Annotated in this window: 18 protein-coding genes; 12 read left to right on the forward strand and 6 right to left on the reverse strand. The window is 68.3% G+C overall.

The genetic code is table 11. The annotated features are described in order from the left end of the window. The first annotated feature begins 15 nt into the window (after positions 1-15). The 4 genes from ACEL_RS02265 (at position 16) to ACEL_RS02280 (ending at position 4,261) form a co-directional block, all read left to right on the forward strand. Entirely contained in the window at positions 16-1,389 is a 1,374-nt protein-coding gene (locus ACEL_RS02265; protein WP_011719274.1) for an aldehyde dehydrogenase family protein, read from the forward strand. A 204-nt stretch (positions 1,390-1,593) separates the two neighbouring features. Next, positions 1,594-2,490, forward strand: coding sequence for a glycosyltransferase family 2 protein (locus ACEL_RS02270; RefSeq protein ID WP_011719275.1), 897 nt, complete (start codon positions 1,594-1,596; stop codon positions 2,488-2,490). A gap of 7 nt (positions 2,491-2,497) precedes the next feature. Beyond that, complete coding sequence (locus ACEL_RS02275) at positions 2,498-3,481, forward strand: lysylphosphatidylglycerol synthase transmembrane domain-containing protein (RefSeq protein ID WP_011719276.1); 984 nt, start codon at positions 2,498-2,500, stop codon at positions 3,479-3,481. 93 nt (positions 3,482-3,574) lie between these two features. Beyond that, complete coding sequence (locus ACEL_RS02280) at positions 3,575-4,261, forward strand: GtrA family protein (RefSeq protein WP_041834883.1); 687 nt, start codon at positions 3,575-3,577, stop codon at positions 4,259-4,261. On the opposite strand, the gene ACEL_RS11340 is transcribed toward ACEL_RS02280, so the two are convergent. Together ACEL_RS11340 and ACEL_RS02300 are read right to left on the reverse strand one after the other, a co-directional pair. Further along, on the reverse strand, positions 4,209-5,051 hold the full coding sequence (locus ACEL_RS11340; protein WP_169303178.1) for a glycosyltransferase family 2 protein: 843 nt from the start codon (positions 5,049-5,051) through the stop codon (positions 4,209-4,211). The two genes, ACEL_RS02280 and ACEL_RS11340, sit on opposite strands and share 53 nt — an antisense overlap. Positions 5,052-5,059: 8 nt before the next feature. Further along, entirely contained in the window at positions 5,060-6,607 is a 1,548-nt protein-coding gene (locus tag ACEL_RS02300; protein WP_148204504.1) for a DUF2142 domain-containing protein, read from the reverse strand. 71 nt (positions 6,608-6,678) lie between these two features. Between ACEL_RS02300 and ACEL_RS12200 the strand changes: the two genes are divergently transcribed. The 3 genes from ACEL_RS12200 to ACEL_RS02315 all read left to right on the forward strand — a co-directional run bounded on the left by ACEL_RS12200 (position 6,679) and on the right by ACEL_RS02315 (position 10,977). Then, complete coding sequence (locus tag ACEL_RS12200; protein ID WP_011719280.1) at positions 6,679-8,532, forward strand: hypothetical protein; 1,854 nt, start codon at positions 6,679-6,681, stop codon at positions 8,530-8,532. Positions 8,533-8,748: 216 nt separating this feature from the next. Then, complete coding sequence (locus tag ACEL_RS02310; protein WP_011719281.1) at positions 8,749-9,924, forward strand: NAD-dependent epimerase/dehydratase family protein; 1,176 nt, start codon at positions 8,749-8,751, stop codon at positions 9,922-9,924. Between the two features lie 162 nt (positions 9,925-10,086). Continuing rightward, entirely contained in the window at positions 10,087-10,977 is an 891-nt protein-coding gene (locus ACEL_RS02315) for a hypothetical protein (protein WP_049751343.1), read from the forward strand. Here ACEL_RS02315 and ACEL_RS02320 read toward each other — a convergent pair. From ACEL_RS02320 to gmd, 4 genes are read right to left on the reverse strand one after another with little or no spacing between them, the layout of a single operon-like run. After that, entirely contained in the window at positions 10,974-12,203 is a 1,230-nt protein-coding gene (locus ACEL_RS02320; RefSeq protein ID WP_011719283.1) for a glycosyltransferase family 4 protein, read from the reverse strand. The genes ACEL_RS02315 and ACEL_RS02320 overlap by 4 nt on opposite strands. After that, complete coding sequence (locus ACEL_RS11345; RefSeq protein WP_011719284.1) at positions 12,200-13,345, reverse strand: glycosyltransferase family 4 protein; 1,146 nt, start codon at positions 13,343-13,345, stop codon at positions 12,200-12,202. The genes ACEL_RS02320 and ACEL_RS11345 overlap by 4 nt, the downstream gene beginning before the upstream one ends. Beyond that, positions 13,342-14,436: a glycosyltransferase family 4 protein gene (locus ACEL_RS02330; RefSeq protein ID WP_011719285.1), complete on the reverse strand. Its 1,095-nt coding sequence runs from the start codon at positions 14,434-14,436 to the stop codon at positions 13,342-13,344. The genes ACEL_RS11345 and ACEL_RS02330 overlap by 4 nt, the downstream gene beginning before the upstream one ends. Before the next feature lie 6 nt (positions 14,437-14,442). Beyond that, positions 14,443-15,438 carry a GDP-mannose 4,6-dehydratase gene (gene gmd / locus ACEL_RS02335; protein ID WP_041835265.1) on the reverse strand — a complete coding sequence of 332 codons (996 nt, stop codon included), beginning with the start codon at positions 15,436-15,438 and terminating at the stop codon, positions 14,443-14,445. Positions 15,439-15,607: 169 nt separating this feature from the next. Between gmd and ACEL_RS02340 the strand changes: the two genes are divergently transcribed. The 5 genes from ACEL_RS02340 (at position 15,608) to rocD (ending at position 20,561) form a co-directional block, all read left to right on the forward strand. After that, positions 15,608-16,609 (forward strand): GDP-L-fucose synthase family protein, encoded by a 1,002-nt coding sequence (locus tag ACEL_RS02340; RefSeq protein ID WP_011719287.1) that lies wholly within the window; start codon positions 15,608-15,610, stop codon positions 16,607-16,609. A 106-nt stretch (positions 16,610-16,715) separates the two neighbouring features. Continuing rightward, the gene (gene manB, locus ACEL_RS02345) at positions 16,716-17,786 is read left to right on the forward strand and encodes a mannose-1-phosphate guanylyltransferase (RefSeq protein WP_041834888.1); all 1,071 of its coding nucleotides are present in this window, start codon (positions 16,716-16,718) and stop codon (positions 17,784-17,786) included. A 39-nt stretch (positions 17,787-17,825) separates the two neighbouring features. Next, positions 17,826-18,260, forward strand: coding sequence for an Lrp/AsnC family transcriptional regulator (locus ACEL_RS02350; protein ID WP_011719289.1), 435 nt, complete (start codon positions 17,826-17,828; stop codon positions 18,258-18,260). Between the two features lie 217 nt (positions 18,261-18,477). Then, on the forward strand, positions 18,478-19,317 hold the full coding sequence (gene ddaH / locus ACEL_RS02355; protein ID WP_011719290.1) for a dimethylargininase: 840 nt from the start codon (positions 18,478-18,480) through the stop codon (positions 19,315-19,317). After that, positions 19,314-20,561: an ornithine--oxo-acid transaminase gene (gene rocD / locus ACEL_RS02360; RefSeq protein WP_011719291.1), complete on the forward strand. Its 1,248-nt coding sequence runs from the start codon at positions 19,314-19,316 to the stop codon at positions 20,559-20,561. Before ddaH ends, rocD begins: the two co-directional genes overlap by 4 nt. Positions 20,562-20,564: the final 3 nt, after the last annotated feature.

Genomic DNA, 20,564 nt, shown 5'->3' on the forward strand with positions numbered 1-20,564 from the left:
CCGACAGGAGTTGCGATGAACCGCGTGGTCAGTCGATCCCCACAGCGGCCCGACGATGTGGTCGTCGACGTGGCGGTGACCGATCCGGCGGCCGTGCGCAACGCGGCCGACACCGCCCGGCAGGCTGCGCGGGACTGGTCGGCCGCCACGGCGCTGGCTCGAGCCCGGGCGCTGCACCAGCTTGCCGATGCGATCGCCGCCGAGCGGGAGACGCTATCCGCACTCATCGTCCGCGAAGTCGGCAAACCGGTGAGCGAAGCCGGCGCCGAAGTGGACCGCGGGATTGCGCTCGTCCGCTACTACGCACAACAAACCCTCGATCCGATAGGCGAAACATATCCAGCCCCGGATGGGACGTCACTGCTGTACACGTTTCGCCGACCGCACGGCGTCGTCGGCCTCATCACGCCGTGGAATTTCCCCATCGCCATTCCACTCTGGAAAATGGCCCCCGCCCTCGCGTACGGCAACACCGTGGTGTGGAAGCCTGCGCCGGAGGCGACCGGCGTGGCGCTCCGCCTCCACGAACTCTGCGCCGCTGCACTGCCGAGCGGGGTCGTGACTATCGTCCTCGGTGACGCCGAGACCGGCCGGGCCGTGGTGGACACCACGGACGCGGTGTCTTTCACCGGATCCGCACGTGTCGGCGCGCTGGTGCGGATCGCGGCCGCGGAGCGTGGCATCCCCAGTCAATGCGAAATGGGTAGCGTCAACGCCTCGATCGTCTTCCCGGACTATCCCGTCGAGGACGCAGCGCGGGTCATCGCCTCGGCTGCCATGGGGTACGCGGGACAGAAGTGCACGGCTACCAGCCGGGTCATCGTGGTCGGCGATCCCGAGCCTCTCGTCGATGCATTGGTCGCGGCGGTGGAGGCATTCCCGGTGGGCGACCCGGCCGATCCGACGACCGGCATGGGCCCGGTGATCAGCGCGGACTCCCTTGAGGCCGTTCTTACCGCGGCGGACGAAGCAAGAGCCTCGGGCGGGGCTCTGCTCACCGGCGGCCGGCGATGCCGCGACGACGGGTGGTACGCGGCTCCCACCCTGGTGCGCGGCCTAGCGCCCGGGCATCGCCTGGCGCAAGAGGAAATCTTCGGCCCGTTCTGCGTTCTCCTCACCGCACGCGACATCGACGAGGCTTTCGAGCTGGCCAACGCCGTCCGCTACGGACTCGTGGCAGCGGTCTTCACCCACGACACTCGGGTCGTCGCGGAGGCGGTCCGCCGGTTGGACACCGGGCTGATCCGGATCAACGCGGCGACGACCGGCGTCGATTTCTACGCTCCCTTCGGAGGTCAGAAGCTCTCTAGCAGCGGCCCGCGGGAACAAGGCAAAGCGGCCCGCGACTTCTTCACCACCGTGCATACGGTGACCATCACACCGGCGTAGCCCGCTCAAGCCCAACCGCCATGGGGCGTGGGGCGTCGACGGTCGCGCGGTCATGGTGTCGCTGCGTGCCGCGCGGCGACGATAGACTCACCGCGCAGGCAGCCGCCGCGCGGGCGGTTGGTGGTCCACGCCGCCGGTCGACTCGACGCGTGAGCTTCGCCGGTTGACGCTTCGGAGCTGCGCAGCCGGCGGGGAAGGGAGATTGTGGAGCAGCACAACCTCGACGTCTCGATCGTCCTGCCCTGTTACAACGAGGAAGACCACGTCGCGCTGGAGATCGAGCGGATCATCGCGGCGATGGACGCCAGCGGATACCGCTACGAACTCATCGCCATCGACGACAAATCCACCGACAACACTCTCGCCCGGCTTCGGGAGGCTGAGCGGAAATACCCGCAGGTGCGGGTCGTCGCGTTTCGCCGCAACGGCGGCTCCGGCACGGCCCGGCGGATCGGTACAGGTGAAGCGCGGGGCCGGATCGTCGTCTGGACGGACGCCGACCTCACCTACCCGAACGAACAAATCCCCGACCTCGTCGCCTACCTCGACGAGCATCCGGACGTCGACCAAGTCGTCGGGGCGCGCACCAGCGAACAAGGCCGGCACAAACTGCTGCGGGTGCCGGCGAAATGGTTCATCCGCAAACTTGCCGAATGGCTCGCCGGCACGAAAATCCCCGACCTGAATTCCGGCCTGCGGGCGTTCCGCCGCCAGGTCGCGCTGCCCTACCTGCGCCTCCTGCCGCCCGGATTCTCCTGCGTCACCACCTTGACCTTGGCGTTTCTCTCCAACCAGCACGCCATCGACTACATCCCGATTTCCTACGCCCGGCGCTCGGGGAAATCCAAATTCCATCCCCTGCGCGACGCCTACCGTTACCTGCTGCAGGTGCTTCGCATGGTGATGTACTTCAATCCGCTGAAAGTGCTGATGCCGCCGGCGCTCTGGCTCATGGGAATCGGCGTCGCGAAGGGAATCGCCGACGTCGTCCGCTACCGCTTCCACCTCTCCACCAACACCGTGCTGCTCTTCGTCACCGGCTTGATCATCGCAGCGGTGGCGCTCCTCGCCGACCTTTTCGTCCGATCCCGGGCCGACTAGCCGGCGCATGCGCCACCCCCTCACCCCCCGGACCCGCACCCTCCTGCGGGTGGTCCTGCTCGGCGTCATCGTCGCCGCCTTCGCGGTCGCCGTCCGCGACCGCTGGGGCGCCGTCCGCGACAGCCTCACCGACCTGCCGGTCTGGAGCCTCGCTGCGGCGACCGCCCTCGGGTTCGCCAACATCGGCGCTGCGATGTTCTCGTGGCGCACCCTGCTTGCCGATCTCGGGTCCCCGCTCCGACTCCGGGACGCCGCCCGCATCTTCTACCTCGGCCAGCTCGGCAAATATCTCCCCGGCTCGGTCTGGACCGTCGTCGCCCAGGTGGAACTCGGCCGCGACCACGGGGTCCCGCCCCGCCGATCCGTCGCGGCCAGCGCCGTCTCACTCGGCATCTCGCTCGCCGCCGGGCTGCTGCTCGCGGCCGTCACCCTGCCCTACTCCGCCCGGGCGGCGCTCGAACACTACTGGTGGGCGCTGCTCGCCCTCCCCGTGATCGCCGTCGCGCTGCTGCCCCGCAACGTCTACCGGCTCACCCACCTCATCCTCCGGCTGCTCCGCCGCGAACCCCCGGACCACGAGTTCTCCTGGCGCGGCGTGCTCCGCTCCTTCGGCTGGCAGCTCACCGGATGGCTGGGACTCGGCACCCAGGCCCTCGTCCTCGCCGTCGCCCTGCACGCGGACGCCGGACACGCCGCGCCGGTCGCCCTCGGCGGCGCGGCGCTTGCCTGGTGCGCCGGCTTCCTCGCCGTACCGGTGCCGGCCGGTGCCGGGGTGCGGGAAGCGGTCTACCTCGCGGTCCTCGCCCCGGTGCTCCCCGCCGGCCCTGCGCTCGCCATCGCCCTGGTCTCCCGGGCCATCGCGACGCTCGGCGACGGCATCTTCGCGGCCGGGGCGCTCCTCGCCGCCCGCAGCGGACGCGCCGCCGTTCAGCCGGGTGCGGCTTTTCACAGCCCGCTCGCAGGGAAGTCCCAGCGAACGGGCGGAGAATAGCCGGTAGTGGGTTGGTGAACCCGGAGCGCCGGGAAGGCTGTCGGCATGAGCGTCGAAGCCGGCGGGCGCGGCCGAGGACGAGTGAGGTGATCCGTGGGTGTGACAGGCGACTTCTGGGAATCGTGGCAACCGCCGTCCTGGCTGCAACCGGTCTGGGGAGCGCTCAGACCCGACCAGTTGCGGCGGATGTTCCGGTACACCGCCGGATCGGCGATCTGCTTCGCCGTCTCAGAAGTCACCTTCGTCGTGCTGTTCTACCCCCACCTGCTCGGTGCGAAGTCCTCCTCGGTCGCCGCGTCGGTCGCCGGCATCATCCCCGGGTACTGGCTGAACCGCACGTGGACCTGGGGACGCCGGCACCGGTCGGATTTCTGGCGTGAGGTCGTGCCGTACTGGGCGACGTCCGTGGCGAGCGCCGTCTTTGCCGCCCTCGCGATCGGGGCGGTCAATGACGCGACGATGGCCTACAGCCGGGGTCTGCGCACGGTGATGAACGCGGCGACCTACATGGCGGTGTACGGGCTGATATTCATCGGCAAATACCTGCTCTTCGACCGGCTGCTCTTCCCGTCGGCAACACCGGCGGCCGTCGGTGAGCCGGTGACCGTGACCGCCGAACCGCGGCCGGGCGCAGGAGGGCTGACTGCCGAACCGCGGCCGGGTGCAGCGAACCCGCACCGGGCGAGCCCCCACCCGCCGGTTCCGCGTCCGCGACCCTCACGGACCCTCAGCTGGACGCCGTCCGAGAAAACCGCTCCCGGACATACGTGCGAAGGATGACCCGCGCGTAGCGCAATCCGTACAGCAGGTTGTGCCCCTTCTTGCTCCGCCCGGCCCGGCGCACCCGCATCACCGTCGGCACTTCCGCGACCCGGTACCCCTGCAGAATCGCGCCGATGAGCAGCTCAGAGGTCTGGTACTGCGGCTGTGTCTGCCGCACCGTCGCGGTGATCTCCGCCCGCATGGCCCGCAGGCCGCTGGAACTGTCCGTAACCCGGGTGCCGGTCAGAAAACTGATCAGCCGGGAGAAGAATCGGACGCCGAGGTTGCGCACCGCGTCGGTGTTCTCGGTCCGGCCGAGCTGACGGGAACCGATCACGAAATCTGCTTTGTCTGCTTCGAGAAGCTCGATCATCGCAGGCAGATCCGCCGGATCCCACTGCCCGTCGGCGTCCAGGGTCGCGATGTACCGGGCACCGCCCTCCCGGGCGATCCGATACCCGGTGCGGAGCGCCACCCCGTGCCCGCAATTGCGGGACAACCGGCAGACCAGCGCACCGCCGGCTTCCGCGACCTCGGCAGTCCGGTCCGTACTGCCGTCATCGACCACCAGGACGCGCGCATCGAGGCTGCCGATGCGCGGAGGGATTTCCGCCAGAACGCTCGGCAACGCCGCTTCTTCATCAAGTGCCGCGATGACGATGACCAGCGGCGGCAGGTGTTCCGCCGGGTAACGGGCGCGGAAATCCGCCAGAGCCGCTTCGACGACCTCGCTCGTGCCGGCGGCCTCCCGCAACGCCCGGTGAATTCTGCGTTGACGCACCGACTTTCCCTTCGCGTTTCGGCTCATGAGGGGCATTATTCTCCCATCGCCGGCAGCGGGGTCCGTGCCGTGTTCGGCGTTTCCCGGTTCTCCGGGCCGGCGCTGACCGGCAGCGAGAGCCACCACCACAGGAACACCGCTTGCAGCGCAACGAAAAGTCCGACAGCGAGCAGCGGAGCGATCGGCGGATTCCACGGCGTGTCACGGACGAAGAGCGGTGCGTTTACGCCGGTGCGGTACCGGTGCAAGGCCTGGACAAAGCCGCTGACCTGCACGGCACCGACCGTCACACCGATGATGAGCGCGGGCACGAGCAGTCGCCGCGCACGAGCCCGGCGGTCTCGCGGCCGGCGGGACATGGCGTAGCCCGCGAGAATCGGCGCCCCGACCGCGACCGGAAGAATGTACCGGCCCTGCCCCACAATGCCGAGTTTGCGGGCTTCGAGCGATGCCAATGCGGTGGGAAGCAGAATCGTCACCGCCACCACCCCGGCAATGACGACGGCGAGCCGAAATTCCCGCCGCACGAGCACCGCCAACGCCAGCAGGGCGCAGATTGCCTCCCACGCGAAATAGCACCAGGTCGGCATATTCGTGTCCAACCAGCCGAAAACCCCGAAAAGCTGGTACATATTCAAACCGACCGCACGGATCGCCGTTGTGAAAATCTGCCAGTTGCTGGCATTCGGTGCGACCGGCTGCCCGGCACCGGCGAGCTTGAGACTCCCCATGGCGAAAATCCACACCAAGGCGAAAATAGAGCTCGCCGCGAGGATTCCGGCGCCGATCTGCCCGTCCCGGCGGCGCAAGACCCGGAGCACCGGTTGCCACCCGGTGACGCCGACGACGGTGAGACCGATGACGGCGAGCAGCAGCGGTGAAAGTCCGCGGACCTGCACGAGCACGGACGCCGACACCGCCGTCCAGAGCACGAGACCGCGCGGCGGCGGGTCCTCGCGCGAGGCGAACGCCGCCAGCGCGCAGGTCCAGGTCGCCAAGGCTGCACTGATCTCCAGGCCGCTCGGATTCACCACACTGGCAAGGAAAAGCGCCATCGGCGTGACGGCCGCTGCGACACCGAGCACCGTCCAGCGCGCTCGCCGGATCCGCGACGCGGCGACAAACCCGACGGCGAGGAAGAGCGACGACAGCGCGGCACTGACCAGCCGCATCCAGAACAGTACGTCCTTGCCGTTGGTGACGAGTGTCGGCAGCCCGACGAGAAGGTAGTACAAGGGGGGATAGCCGCCGACGTACGTGAGCGCCTCGGTCAGTCCCGATTGTGCCGTCCAGCGGGGCAGACATGCCGCGGATTGCTCCGGCTGAAAGGCGATGCACGCCGGGTTGCCTTGCGCCAGCGTCGCCGGTACCGTGAATGCCTCATACGGTATGTGATCAGCCGGTTGCGGGGTGCCGCGGAATTCGCCGCGCACATTCGCGGCTGCCTTGACGGCATGCGCCGGCTCGTCGGGTGCCGCGTATTTCGGGGTCGTGACCGCCCAGAGCGCGGTGATACCGAAGAGGATGACGAAGCCGAGCAGTGCCCGCACCCATGTCCGCTTCATCGCCGAGAGTGTACCCACCCGGGCAATTTGAGATCAGTCTCTCACCGGGAGCTCCCAGCAAGCTTTGAGGATCACTGCCTAGGATTCCGATGATGAGCTCTCAGCTTGCCGTAGCGTCGCGCCTGCGGCTTGCCCGGTTGCGCCGTCCTAGACCGGACGGCGGATGGCTGCCTGCCTCTCCGCGGGTGCGTCGCGCCGCCGTCCCCGCCCTTCTTGTCATCGTCGCGACTGCGTTGAGTTACGGCTATACCGCGTCCGCATGGCTCACGGATCCGACGACCACCTGGGTCGGCAACGTCGGAGACCCTGAGCAGAATCAGTGGTTTCTCGGTTGGCTGCCGTACGCCATCGGGCACGGTCTCAACCCGCTCATCAGTCAGCACGTGCTGTTTCCTGACGGCGTCAACCTGATGTGGAATACCTCGGTGCTGCTGCCGGCGCTGCTGCTCTCGCCCGTCACCGTGCTCTTCGGGCCCACGGTCGCCTACAACGTCGCCCTTCTGCTCTGCCCGCCGACGGCCGCGCTAGCGGCGTACTTTGCCATCCGGCGCTGGACCTCGCAGTTTGCGGCGGCCGGCGGCGCGTTGCTCTTTGCCTTCAGCCCGTTCTTCTTCCGCCAAGCACAGGATCACCTGCACATGGCGGTTACCGCGTTCGTGCCGCTCTTTTTTCTCACGATGGACGAGGTGTTCCGCCGGCAGCGGCGCCGGTGGTGGGTGGCCGGAGGTCTGCTCGGCCTGGTCGCGCTCGGGCAGTTCTTCACCGCCGAAGAGTTCCTCGCCACCGACGTGCTGCTCGGCGCCGGTGTGGTCGCCGTCCTTGCCGCCTGCTATTGGCGGGTCGTCGCCGCGAAAATCTGGTACGCCGCGCGCGCTCTCGCGGTTGCGGCGGGTGTTTTCGCCGTCGTCGCCGCGTATCCGCTCTGGGTGCAATTTGGCGGACCGCAGCGGGTTCCCGGCACGATCCACGCGCCGAACGTGTACGTCAACGATCTCGCGAACCTCATCGTGCCGGTCGGACAGTGGCTCGCGCTCGGATCCGCGCACGGCATGAACCAGAGCTGGACCGGCAATCCGGGGGAGTGGAACGGGTATCTCGGTATCCCGCTGCTGCTCGTCATCCTGCTGGCGCTGGTCGTCGGCTGGCGCCGCCCGATTGTCCGGGTTGCCGGGGGTTTGTTCGTCGTGGTGGAAATCCTTTCTTTTGGGCCGAATCTGCACATCGGCGGCCACGTCACCACTATCTGGCTGCCCTGGCAGTGGGTGCAGCGGCTGCCGCTGTTCCATAACGCGCTGCCGAACCGGCTCGGGGTGTACGTCTACCTGTTTGCCGGGCTGCTCACCGCCGTCCTGATCGACCACGTGATCGCTTGGGTCACGACGGCCGTCCGGGCTGGGAAATCGGCTGGTGTGCCGGCGCGGCGTCCCTGGGAGAAGCTGCGGGCGGTAGCGGTCGGAGCGGCGGCCGGACTGTTGATCGTCGTTGTGTTGAGCTGGCTGCCGGCCGCTCCTGCGGTGACCACCGTCACGGAACCGGCGTACTTCACCTCGACCGGGGAAGCAGCAGACCTGCCGGCGGGGACCGTGGCCGTCGTCCTGCCCTACGTGTCGGGACCGAACCTCGAGGACGCCGAGGTCTGGCAGGCACGATCCGGCTTCCGCATGAAAATGCCCGGCGGATGGCTGATCGTCCCCGGACCGCATCACGGTGTGGAAGGGCCGACGTACCAGGTCTTCGGCGAGGTATTTCCGGACACCACGACGCTGGACGACGGTCTCGCTGCCGCGGTGCGGGCGGAGTGGCGGCAGTGGGGGGTCACCAAGGTCATTGTCGGTCCCGGGCCCTATGACCAGAACGTCATCGCCGGGCAGGTTTCGTACATTCTCGGCGGGGTGCAGCCCCGGTGGACCGGCGGCGTCGCGGTCTTCGACGTCCCGCAGTGAGCAATATTGGACTGCCGTGGTCACCGGGAATATCGACCTCCCGGGTTGGGCAATCGCGACGTCCCGTAGTGAGCCGGAATCTTGACCTCCGGCAGCCAGCGGGAATCTCCCAGGAATCTCCCGGCAATCTCCCAGCGTCACCCGGTGCACCGGTGGGTATGCTGCGGGCATCACGAGGGAATTTCCGGTTCGGCTAAATGATCAGCGGAGTGTGCGATGCGTGTCCTGATTCTCGGCGGTGACGGTTTCTGCGGTTGGCCGACCTCCCTGCACCTGTCGGCACAAGGGCATGACGTGCACATTGTCGACAACTTCGCCCGGCGGTGCGCGGACATCGAATTGGAAGCCGAATCGCTCACCCCGATCGCGCCGATGGGAACCCGGTTGCGCGCCTGGCGTGAGGTGAGCGGCAAGGAGATCGAATTCTCCCGGTTCGACGTCGCGGTGCACTATCACCGGCTGCTCACCCTGCTGCAGGAGTGGCAGCCGGACGCGGTTGTGCACTTCGCCGAACAGCGGGCCGCGCCGTACTCGATGAAATCGTCGTGGCACAAGCGGTACACGGTGAACAACAACATCAACGCGACGAACAACCTGCTCGCCGCCATCGTCGAATCCGGGCTGGACATTCACGTCGTCCACCTCGGAACGATGGGCGTGTACGGCTACGGCACCGCCGGGATCAAAATTCCCGAAGGATACCTGCGGGTGCAGATTCCCAAGGAGAACGGCGAAGTCGTTGAATCGGAAATCCTCTACCCGCCGAACCCGGGGTCGATTTATCACATGACGAAGACGCAGGACCAGCTGCTCTTCGCCTACTACAACAAGAACGACGGGGTGCGGGTCACCGACCTGCACCAGGGCATCGTCTGGGGCACCCAGACTGTCGAGACCCGGCTCGACGACCGGCTCATCAACCGATTCGATTACGACGGCGATTACGGAACTGTGCTGAACCGGTTCCTCGTCGAAGCCGCGATCGGATATCCGCTGACCGTGCACGGATCGGGCGGCCAGACCCGCGCGTTCATCAACATTCAAGACACCGTGCGGTGCATTCAGCTTGCGGTCGAGAATCCGCCCAACCCCGGGGAGCGGGTGCGGGTCTTCAACCAGATGACCGAGTGTCACCGGATCATCGACTTGGCCAAGCTGGTCTCCGAGCTCACCGGCGTGGAGATCGATCACGTGGAGAATCCGCGGAACGAAGCGGACTCCAACGACCTGTTCGCCGAGAACCGGCAGCTCCTCGAACTCGGGTTGAAGCCGATCACCCTGGAGGCCGGGCTGCTCACCGAAATCACCGAGATCGCGCGGAAGTACGCCGACCGGATCGACGTCGACAAGATCCCGTGCCGGTCGTACTGGCGTCCGAAGCGGAGTGTGTGACCGCCGGTCGTGCGGGCGGCCGAAGCGGAGTGTGTAGCGGATCGTTCTTCCGGCCGCCGGTTCCGCCGAGACGGTTGGCCGCAGACCGGGGAGCCGTCCGGCCGCCGGTGATTGTGATCAAGGTGGGTGGGTGTTCGCGTTAGCATAGGCGTCGAAACGCTGATGGCTGACGTAGGACGCGAGCGCGAGACGCGCCGGCAGGACGAGCGCGACCGTGACGCCGTCGGGCGGCGGTACCTCGCGCACTTCACCGAATCAGACCGGCGCTTTCTGGCTGCGGCACGCCCCGGTGTCGCGGAGCTGCTCGGCCGCCGACCGGGCGTCGTCCTCGACCTGCTCGGCAGCGAAGAGGTCGCGGCGGCGCTCTTCCCGCGGCCGCCGCAACCGTCCGACGCGCTCGCGATGGTCTCCCCGGCGCTGGCGTTCGCGGTCGCCGTCCACCGGGCCGCCGAGGAGCAATCCGGTTCGCTGTACGTCCCCGAATGGGTGGGACCCCGGCAACGGGTGCCCGTCTTCGCCGGCCCGGAGCTCGCCGCTTTTCTCGCCGAGCCGTGGCACCGGCTCTTTCTCGTCGAACTGCTCGCCTCGTATGCCCGGGTGGCCAGCGGGAGCTACCTGACCCGCACCGCGCACGGGTGGCGGCGGCGGCGGTACAGCGAACTTGACCCGGTGCAGCTTGCCGGGCTGCTGCACGCGGTGTCGCCCGTTGAGCAGGCGGGTGTCTACCGGCGGCTGGGTGATCTCGCGTTGTTCTTGACCGGCGTGTTCCCGGACCACACCGCGACCCGGGCGTTCCGTCCGCTCGACGCGCAGCGGTTGCTGCGCCTGGTCGGGGAATCGCACGAGCACGCCGATCGCGGCGCAGTGGATTTGCTGCAGTGGCTGGGACCGCGGTGGTACCGGCAGGCTGTGGCGCACGTCCCGTTCGTCACCGCGGACGCCCGGATTCTGCAGACGATGGCCGACCAATTCGTCAACGCCCGGCGGATTCTCACCGTCGTCGCCGACCGGTACCTTTTCCCGGTCGGCAATCCGTGGTTTCCGTGGAATTAGCGGCCCTCCCGGCGCACCTCGCTGAACAGCCGCACGTACGCCTCGGCCACCTGCCGGGGTGTCGCCGCCTTTTCGATGAACGTCCGGCCGGCGGCGCCCATCACGGCCGCCCGCTGCGGATCCTCGACGAGAGCGCGGATCGCGGCGACGAAAGCTTTCTCGTCGTCCGGTGGTACGGCGATTCCCGCACCGGAGTCGTGAACGATCCGCGCCACTTCGCTGCCCTCATCGACACTGGCCACCACCGGCCGGGCGGCGGCAAGAATCGAATACGTCTTCGACGGAACGCTGGAGCGGGCCAGTCCCTTCTTCAACGGGACGACGTGAATGTCCGCGGCGGCCAACACCTCGGGCAGCCGTTCGACCGGCTGCAACGGCACGAACCGAATGTTCGGCAGACCGTCCGCCAGGCGCTGCCAGTCGGGGAGAGTCGAACCGGTTCCGTTGACGACGAAGACGACGTCGTCGCGGTCGCGAAAATCACGGGCGGCGGCGATGAGCAAATCCAGCGATTGCGACATGCCGACGTTCCCGGCGTACATGACGACGGTCTTCCCCGCAAGCCCGTACTCGCGGCGGTACGAATTCTCCCGCTCCCCGGGCGTGATTCCCGCGACGTCCACGAAATTCGGGATGACGTGCACCCGCCTCGGATCCCGTACCTTGGCGGCGATGTTGGCGCGCATGTCCTCCGACAGCACGGTGACGGCGGCGCATCGGGCGTACGACCAGCGTTCCAGCGCGGCGGCGGCGCGGATGAGCGCCGGATTGCGCAGCAATCCCAGTTCGACCGCCACATCCGGAAAAACATCCTGCACATTAAGGACGAGCGGACACCGCCGGGCAAGGGACGCCAGCCATCCGGTCGCCGCCATCGGCAACGGCGGTGTCATCGCGAAAGCGACATCCAGGCGGCCGCCGATGCTCGCTGCGACGGCGGAAAGGCCGCAGAACGCGGCAAAACCAAGCGCACGCTTCGGGATGTTCCGTTTGTCGGCCGTCGGGAACGGATACACCCGGGTGACCGAACCCCACGGCCGCCACTGCCGGTGCACGACACGGCCGCGCCACTCCGGCTCGACCGCGTGCCGCTCGTACCAGGGCAGTGACGTCACGACGTGGATGTCGTGACCAAGTCCGCCGATTTCCTCGATGAGCCGGGCGGCGATGATGCCGGTGGGTGCGACGTCCGGCACGAAATGCGGTACGACGGCGAGGATTCTCATCTCCGCTCGGCCACCTCCCGGTACACCGCCACCTGCCGGTCGACGCTGCGCGGCGCGGCGAACTCGGCCGCCCGGCGTCGGCCCGCGTCGGCGCAGCGGCACCGTTCGGCGTCGTCGTCTAGCAGTCGCTCCAGAGCGTCCGCCCAGCCGAGGATATCGTCCGGATCGACGAGCAGCCCGGCGTCACCGACCAGCTCCGGCAACGCCGCGGCCCGGGCGGCGGCCACCGGGACGCCGTGCGCCATCGCCTCCAGGACTGGCAAGCCGAAACCCTCGAAACGGGACGGAAAAGCAAGCACAGCCGCCCGCCGGTACAGTTCGACAAGGTGCGGCCGGGGCAGGTGGCCGAAGAATTTCACCTGGTCGTTGAGGCGATGCCGAGCCGCCAGCGCACGGATTTCCGATTCCGTCGACCGCGCCGACCCCCACGCCCCAGCCCCGGCGGCGCCGGTGAAAACGAGCTGCACCGCGCGGCGGTGAGCGAACCGCGCGAAAGCCTCGATGAGCACGCGGTGATTCTTGTGCGGGTAGAACGCGGCCGGATAGAGGATGAACGTCCCGACGTTGCGGAGCAACGCATCGACGGCCTCCCGGTCGGCGTCCGTCGGTTCTGGTGGGGGAAGGAGCAGCGGCGGAATGACGACGACCCGGCCCGCGGCCGGAAATGCGGCCCTGACGTGCCGGCCGGTGAACTCGCTCACCGTGCAGACTACCCGGGCCCGGCGCACCGCCCGGCCTTGCGCGGCCCGCAAATACGCGCGTTTGAGAATTGAGAAATTCCGCGGATACACCAGGTATTGCAAATCGTGAATGGTCACGACCGCCGGGACGGGCGCGGTCGGCACCAGCCCGCCGAGATGGTGGACGACGTCGAAATCCCCCGACCGGAGGCGGAGAGCGAGCCAGCTGTGCTCGACCGCGACCCGGCGGACGACGTGTCGGCCGGCGGGCAGCGGCGCGGTGATGCAATGGCGGGCGAATTCCGGGTAGCGGCCGGTGAATTCTGGCGTGGCAAAAAGCGTGAGCGCCAGGTCGTCGCGGCCGCGGAGGGCGTTGAGCAGGTCGACCGCATACCGTTCGGTGCCGCCGACCACGCCGGGCACGCACCAGAGCAAGTTCACCGCGACGCGCAACCGGGTCATCGGCCGGCCGCTTCCCGGTAGACCTGCACGGTGCGCTCCGCGGCCGTCGTCCAGGAGTACTGGGCGGCACGGCGCCGCGCTGCGTCCGACAGCTCGTCGTGCCGGTCACCCGCGGCGCTGACCAGCGCGTCCGCCAGCGCATCGACGTCCGTCGGGTCCACGAGCAGCCCCGCGCCGTCCGCGAATTCCGCCATCGCCGACCCTGCCGACGTCACCACCGGGACGCCGTGCGCCATCGCCTCCAGCACCGGCAGACCAAACCCCTCCCGCAGGGACGGATAACAGAACACCCGGGCGCCGGCGTACGCGGCATGCAGATCCGCCGCCGGCAGGAATCCCACCATCCGCACCCCGGGTGCCGGGTCGAGGTGCACCGCGCCCCACCCGGCCGGGCCGGCCAGGACGAGTTCCAGCTCGGGTATGCGCCGGCGGGCCCGCGCGAACGCCTCCAGCAGCCGTGGCAGGTTCTTGCGCGGCTCCACCGTCCCGCACCAGAGCACGTACGGGCGGGAAAGCCCATACCGGGCAAGGAAATCGCGCACCTTCGCCTCGGGAATTTCCGGGACGGACACCCCGTGCGGCACCAGCCGCAGCTGATCCTCGGCGAAACCGGCGTCCACGCACTCGGCCCACGTCGCCCGGGACGGAACCATGACCAGGTCCGCGGCGGATTTCGCCAACGCCAGGCCGCGCCGGAAAAACCGCAAGCCGCGGCGGGTGACGTACTGCGGATTCTCCCGGAAGACGAGGTCGTGGACGGTCACCACCAGCGGCCCGCGTTTCGGCGGAATCGCCAATGTCGTTGCGTGGACGACGTCAACCGGACCGGTCGCAGCCTGCACCGGCGGCCAGCGCAGGTAATGCCAGGTCTCGTACAGCAGGGCGCGCGGCAGACCCAGTCCGGTAACCGGAACCGGCGGTGTCCACGGCTGCGGAGGCAGGGCGGAGTGCCGCGCCGCCACCCCGCGCACCTCGACGTCGTCGCGGCGGGACAATTCCGCCGCCAACGCCAGAATGGACGACGCCGTCCCCCCGGGAACCCGATGCCAGCACTGTTCGAGGGTGAGCGCAACGCGCAACGGAGCTGCCATCAGCGGTCAACGGTCGATCCGCACGGTGCGGCCGGCGAGTTCGTCGCCCAACCGGGCGATGTCGGCGTCCACCATGATGCGGGCCAATTCCGGCGTCTTGACCCGTGCCTCCCACCCGAGTTCCGCTTTCGCCTTCGAGGCGTCGCCGCACAGATGGTCCACCTCCGCCGGACGCCGATACCGCTCGTCGATTTCGACGTACTTCTCCCAATCCAGCCCGGCATGGTCGAACGCCATGGCGACGAAATCCCGCACGGCGTACGACGTGCCGGTGGCAATGACGTAATCCGCCGGTTCATCGGCCTGCAGCATCAGCCACATCGCCTCGACGTACTCCGGCGCATAGCCCCAATCTCGTCGGGCGTCCAGATTTCCCAGGTACAGCTTGTCTTGCAGGCCGGCTTGAATGCGGGCCACCGCGCGGGAAACCTTGCGGGTGACGAACGTCTCTCCCCGGCGCGGCGACTCGTGGTTGAAGAGAATGCCGTTCACCGCGAACAATCCGTACGCCTCCCGGTAATTCACCGTCGCCCAGTACGCGTACACTTTCGCAACCCCGTACGGCGACCGGGGGTGAAACGGCGTCTTTTCGTTCTGCGGCGGCGGAGCAGATCCGAACATTTCCGAACTGGACGCCTGGTAGAACCGGCAGGAAATTCCGGAGGCACGGATCGCTTCGAGCAGCCGGATCGTGCCAAGACCGGTGACGTCACCGGTGTACTCCGGCATCGCGAAACTCACCTTGACGTGGCTCTGGGCGCCCAGGTGGTACACCTCGTCCGGCTCGATGGTGTGCAGCAGGGTCACCAGGCCGGTGCCGTCGTGCAGGTCGCCGTAGTGCAGCCGCAGCCGGACGTCCGGATCATGCGGGTCCTGGTAAATGTGGTCGATCCGCTCGGTGTTGAACGTCGACGCCCGGCGGATCAGGCCGTGCACCTCGTAGCCCTTGGCCAGCAGCAGCTCGGCTAGGTAGGAGCCGTCCTGGCCGGTGATCCCGGTGATGAGGGCGCGCCGGCGCCGCTCGGAACCGGGAGTCGCCGGAGCGCTTGACCCCGGGGTGGCCTGGGCAGCGGCACCGGCGGCCGGTGCCGCATCGGCTCGCGGACCGGCGGTGGTTGCGGTGGGCTGCGGAGCAGACGGGTCGGCCACGCCCCAAGGTTAGCCTTGCCGCATGACCTCCCCCGCACCTGCAAGGGATCGCCCGGCATCCCCGATGGACCGCACCGCGCCGACCTACATCGCCGGCCACCGGGGTCTCGTCGGCTCGGCGGTCTGGCGGCACTTCGCGGCGTCCGGATTCACCACGCTGATCGGCCGGACCTCCGCCGAGCTCGACCTGCGGGATCGGGCGGCCACCTTCGCGTTCTTCGAGGAGGTCCGCCCGCGGTACGTCGTCCTGGCTGCGGCCCGGGTCGGCGGCATCCTCGCCAACGCCACCGAGCCGGTCGAATTTCTCTCCGACAATCTGCGGATTCAGGTCAACGTGCTCGACGCCGCCCTCGCGACCGGGGTGGAGCGGTTGCTCTTCCTCGGGTCGAGCTGCATCTACCCCAAGCACGCGCCGCAACCCATTCCGGAGGAGGCCCTACTCACCGGTCCGCTGGAGCCGACGAACGAGGCCTACGCCATCGCGAAAATCGCCGGTGTGCTCCAGGTGCAAGCCGCGCGGCGGGAGTACGGCGTCCGATGGATTTCCGCGATGCCGACCAACCTGTATGGCCCCGGTGACAACTTCGACCTCCGCACCGCGCACGTCCTCCCCGCCCTGATCCGGCGATTCCACGAGGCCGTCCAGAGCGGCGCGGAGGAGGTCGTGCTCTGGGGGACGGGCACGCCCCGGCGCGAATTCCTGCACGTCGACGATCTCGCCCGGGCGTGCGAACTCCTCCTGGACTGTTACGACGATCCGCTGCCGATCAACGTCGGCGTCGGAGAGGACATCTCGATCGCCGAGCTGGCGGAACTCATCGCGGAGATCGTCGGTTATTCCGGGAAGATTCGGTTCGATCCGAGCAAACCAGACGGCACGCCGCGTAAGCTCCTCGACGTCCGCCGGATCACCGCGCTAGGTTTTCGTCCGCGGATCGGACTGGCGGAGGGTATCCGGGCGACCTACGCGTGGTACCGGGAGCAGCTCGGCAACCGGACCGAGTCGCCGCACCAGACCGCGTGATCGGCGGCAGCCGGCGCGGCGGACGGCCCGGTACGTCGTCCACCGACCGGATCGGCGCGGCGGGGGAGCGAGTCACCGGTTCAACCCGGATCAGCAAGGAGTCACCATCGAGGCGATCATTCTCGTCGGCGGACGCGGTACTCGGCTGCGTCCCCTCACGCTCGGCGTGCCGAAGCCGCTGCTGCCGGTTGCCGGTGTGCCGTTCCTCGCCCACCTGCTCGCTCGCGTGCGCGATGCGGGAATCGACCACGTGGTGCTCGCCACCTCCTACCGGGCGGCCGCGTTCACCGAGCACTTCGGGGACGGCGAAGCCTTCGGCCTGGACCTCGAGTACGTCACCGAGGAGGAGCCGCTCGGCACCGGCGGGGGCATCCGCAACGTCGCTGACCGGTTGCGCAGTGCGGCCGACGAGCCGGTCTTTGTCTTCAACGGCGACATTCTCAGCGGCCACGATCTGAAGGCGCAACTGACCCGGCACGAAGAGCGGCAGGCGGCCGTCACCCTGCACCTCGTCCGGGTTCCCGACGCCCGGCCGTTCGGCTGCGTCCCCATCGACGAGCACGGGAATGTGCAAGCCTTCATGGAAAAATGCGCAGAACCGGTGACGAACATCATCAACGCCGGGTGCTACATCTTCCGCCGCGAGGTCATCGATGCGATCCCGCGCGGCCGGGTGGTCTCCGTCGAACGGGAGGTCTTTCCCGCCCTGCTCGCCGACGGGTCCACCGTCGTCGGTTATCTCGATGACGCTTACTGGTTGGACGTCGGGACGCCGCACGCCTTCGTCCGTGCGTCCTGCGACCTCGTCCGCGGTCTCGTACCGTCGTCCGTGTTGCCCGGACCGACCGGGGAGGCGCTCGTCATGCCGTCCGCCGCGGTCTCGGATGCGGCGGCCATTGCCGGCGGCACCTTCATCGGCGAGGACGCCCGGGTCGAGGTCAACGCCCTGGTGATCGGCTCGGTGGTCTTCCCGGGCGCGGTGATCGAGGCGGACGCCGTGGTGCGCGGCAGCATCGTCGGGGCCGGCGCCCGCATCGGCGCCGGCGCGGTGCTGGACGGCGCGGTGATCGGTGAAGGCGCCCATGTCGGGGCGCGGAATGAATTGATCGGCGGAGCCCGGGTCTGGCCTCAAGTCGTGCTGCCGCCGGTGTCGATCCGGTTCTCCAGCGACGAGTGACCGAGGCTCACCGGGCCTGCGGTGCGAAGGGTGGCGGCCGTGGAGCTCGACGACATCGACCGGCGGATCGTCGCGGCGTTACGGGCTGACGGCCGGGCGACGTACCAGCAGATCGGTGCGCAGGTGGGTTTGAGCGCGCCGGCGGTGAAACGCCGGGTTGACCGCCTGCGGGCCCGGGGCGCCATTACCGGATTCACCGCCCTTGTCGACCCGGCCGCCCTCGGCTGGCGGACCGAAGCGTACGTGGAGCTGTTCTGCCAAGGCCGCACCTCTCCCTCCACCATCGCCGCCGCGCTGGCGAAGTACCCCGAAGTGGTGGACGCCTGCACCGTCTCTGGCGAGGCCGACGCGCTCATTCACGTGATGGCCGAGGACGTCAAGCATTTCGAGCAGGTCCTCGAAAGAATCAACGCCGAGCGGTTCGTCGTACGCACGAAGAGCGTGCTCGTGTTGTCCCGCCTCCTGCACCGCTGAGCCGGAGGGGCGGCTGAGCCGGCCGGGCGGGTGAGCCGGAGGGACCGCCGGGCCGGTTCGGTCTCGGGCGGGGGTGGCCGGGCCGGTTCGGCGTCTTGATCCGCGCAACAAATCGACGCCTGCTCCTCCTCTTGCGCAACACATCGCTGGTCGGGCGCAACCAGGTGTCCTTGTTGCCCTGCGGCACCCCCGCGATGGTGAAAGGGAGGAGGTCGTGATGACGCTCACCGCCGTCCGTCCCGAGACCCTGCAGCGGACGCCGACCAGCCGGCGCTACTTGGTCTGCCCGCCGCGGTACTTTGCCGTCCAGTACACGATCAATCCGTGGATGCATCCGGAGGTGCCTACCGACACCGACCGGGCGTGCCGGCAGTGGCAGGTGCTCGTCGCGACGTATCGGCGGCTCGGCCACCAGGTCGACGTCATCGAGCCGCTGCCGGATTTGCCCGACATGGTCTTTGCCGCCAACGCCGCCGTCACCGTCGCGGGGCGCGCGTACGGCGCGAAATTCCGGTTTCCGCAACGGGCCGCGGAAGCCCCGGCGTACCAGGCCCGGCTAACCGAGCTGGGTTTTACGGTCATCCCACCGACATACGTGAACGAAGGCGAGGGTGATTTTCTCGTCGTCGGACGCCGGTTTATTCTCGCCGGCCACGGTTTTCGGACCGACCACCGCGCCCACCGTGAAGCCGAGAACGTGCTTGGGCTTCCGGTCATCAGCCTGGAGTTGGTGGATCCGCGGTATTACCATCTGGACACGGCGATTGCCGTGCTCGACGAGACGACGATCGCCTACTATCCGCCCGCGTTGAGCAGGCCGAGCCGGGCTATTCTTGCGGAATTGTTTCCCGACGCGATTGTGGCCGATGACGCCGATGCCGAGGTTTTCGGCTTGAATGCGGTCAGCGACGGCTACCACGTGGTCCTCCCCGTGCAGGCGCATCGACTGGCGCGGCAGCTCGCCGCCCGGGGTTTCCAGCCGGTGTCGGTCGACGTGTCGGAATTCCGCAAAGCGGGAGGAGGTCCCAAGTGCTGCACGCTGGAGCTCCGAGCATGACATTCCTTACCGGACAGGGAATTTCACCGGCCCCCGACCCGACCCGGGAATACATTGCGCTGGAGAACCACTACGTGGCGCACACGTACCATCCTTTGCCGGTTGTGCTCTGCGAAGGCCGCGGCGCGTGGGTGCGGGACGTCGAAGGCCGGGAATACCTTGATTGCCTCGCCGCATATTCCGCATTGAATTTCGGCCACGGACATCCCGCGCTCATTGCGGCCGCCAAGGAGCAACTCGACCGTCTGACTCTCACCAGCCGGGCGTTCCACCATGACCTGCTCGGTGAATTCGCCCGCGACCTGGCGCATCTCGTCGGCATGGACGCCGTCCTGCCGATGAACAGCGGAGCCGAGGCGGTCGAGACCGCGCTGAAACTTGCCCGCGCCTGGGGGTACCGGGTCAAGCACGTGCCGCGCGACCAGGCGGTCATCCTCGTGGCGCATGGCAATTTCCACGGCCGCACGCTGAGCATCATTAGCTTCTCTGACGACCCGGTTGCCCGTGACGATTTCGGCCCGTACACCCCCGGATTCCGGTCCGTTCCCTATGGCGACGCCCGCGCCCTCGAAGCGGCCATCGACGCCCATACCGTCGCCGTCCTGCTCGAACCTATTCAAGGTGAAGCGGGCGTCATTATTCCGCCGAAGGGATACCTGCAGGCCGTGCGCGAGGTGTGCACCAGGCATCACGTGTTGTTCATTGCCGACGAAATCCAATCGGGACTCGGGCGGACCGGACGGACGCTGGCCTGCGACCACGAGAACGTCCGCCCGGACGTCGTCCTGCTCGGCAAGGCGCTGGGCGGCGGCATCGTTCCGCTCTCCGCCGTCCTGGCCAATTGGGATGTGATGGGCGTGCTCCACCCCGGGGAGCACGGCAGCACCTTCGGCGGCAATGCGCTGGCATGCGCGGTCGGGCTGGCCGTCGTCCGGTTGCTGGAGACCGGCGAGTATCAGGACCGGGCCACCGTCCTCGGCCGGCGGCTTGCCCGCGGACTTGCGGCGCTGCCGGGGCTGCGCGCGGTCCGCAGCCGCGGACTGTGGGCCGGCCTGGACGTCGATCCGGCGATCGGCACCGGGCGGCAGCTCTGCGAAGCGTTGCTCCGCCGGCAGGTACTGGCCAAGGACACCCATGGCGCGACGATCCGGCTCTCGCCGCCGTTGGTCATCGACGCCGCTGACGTGGACTTTCTCCTCGACGCTTTGCGCGCCGCGCTCACCGACCTCGGGGCTCGGTCGTAGCCC

The organism is Acidothermus cellulolyticus 11B (assembly GCF_000015025.1).
Classification (GTDB): Bacteria; Actinomycetota; Actinomycetes; order Acidothermales; family Acidothermaceae; genus Acidothermus; species Acidothermus cellulolyticus.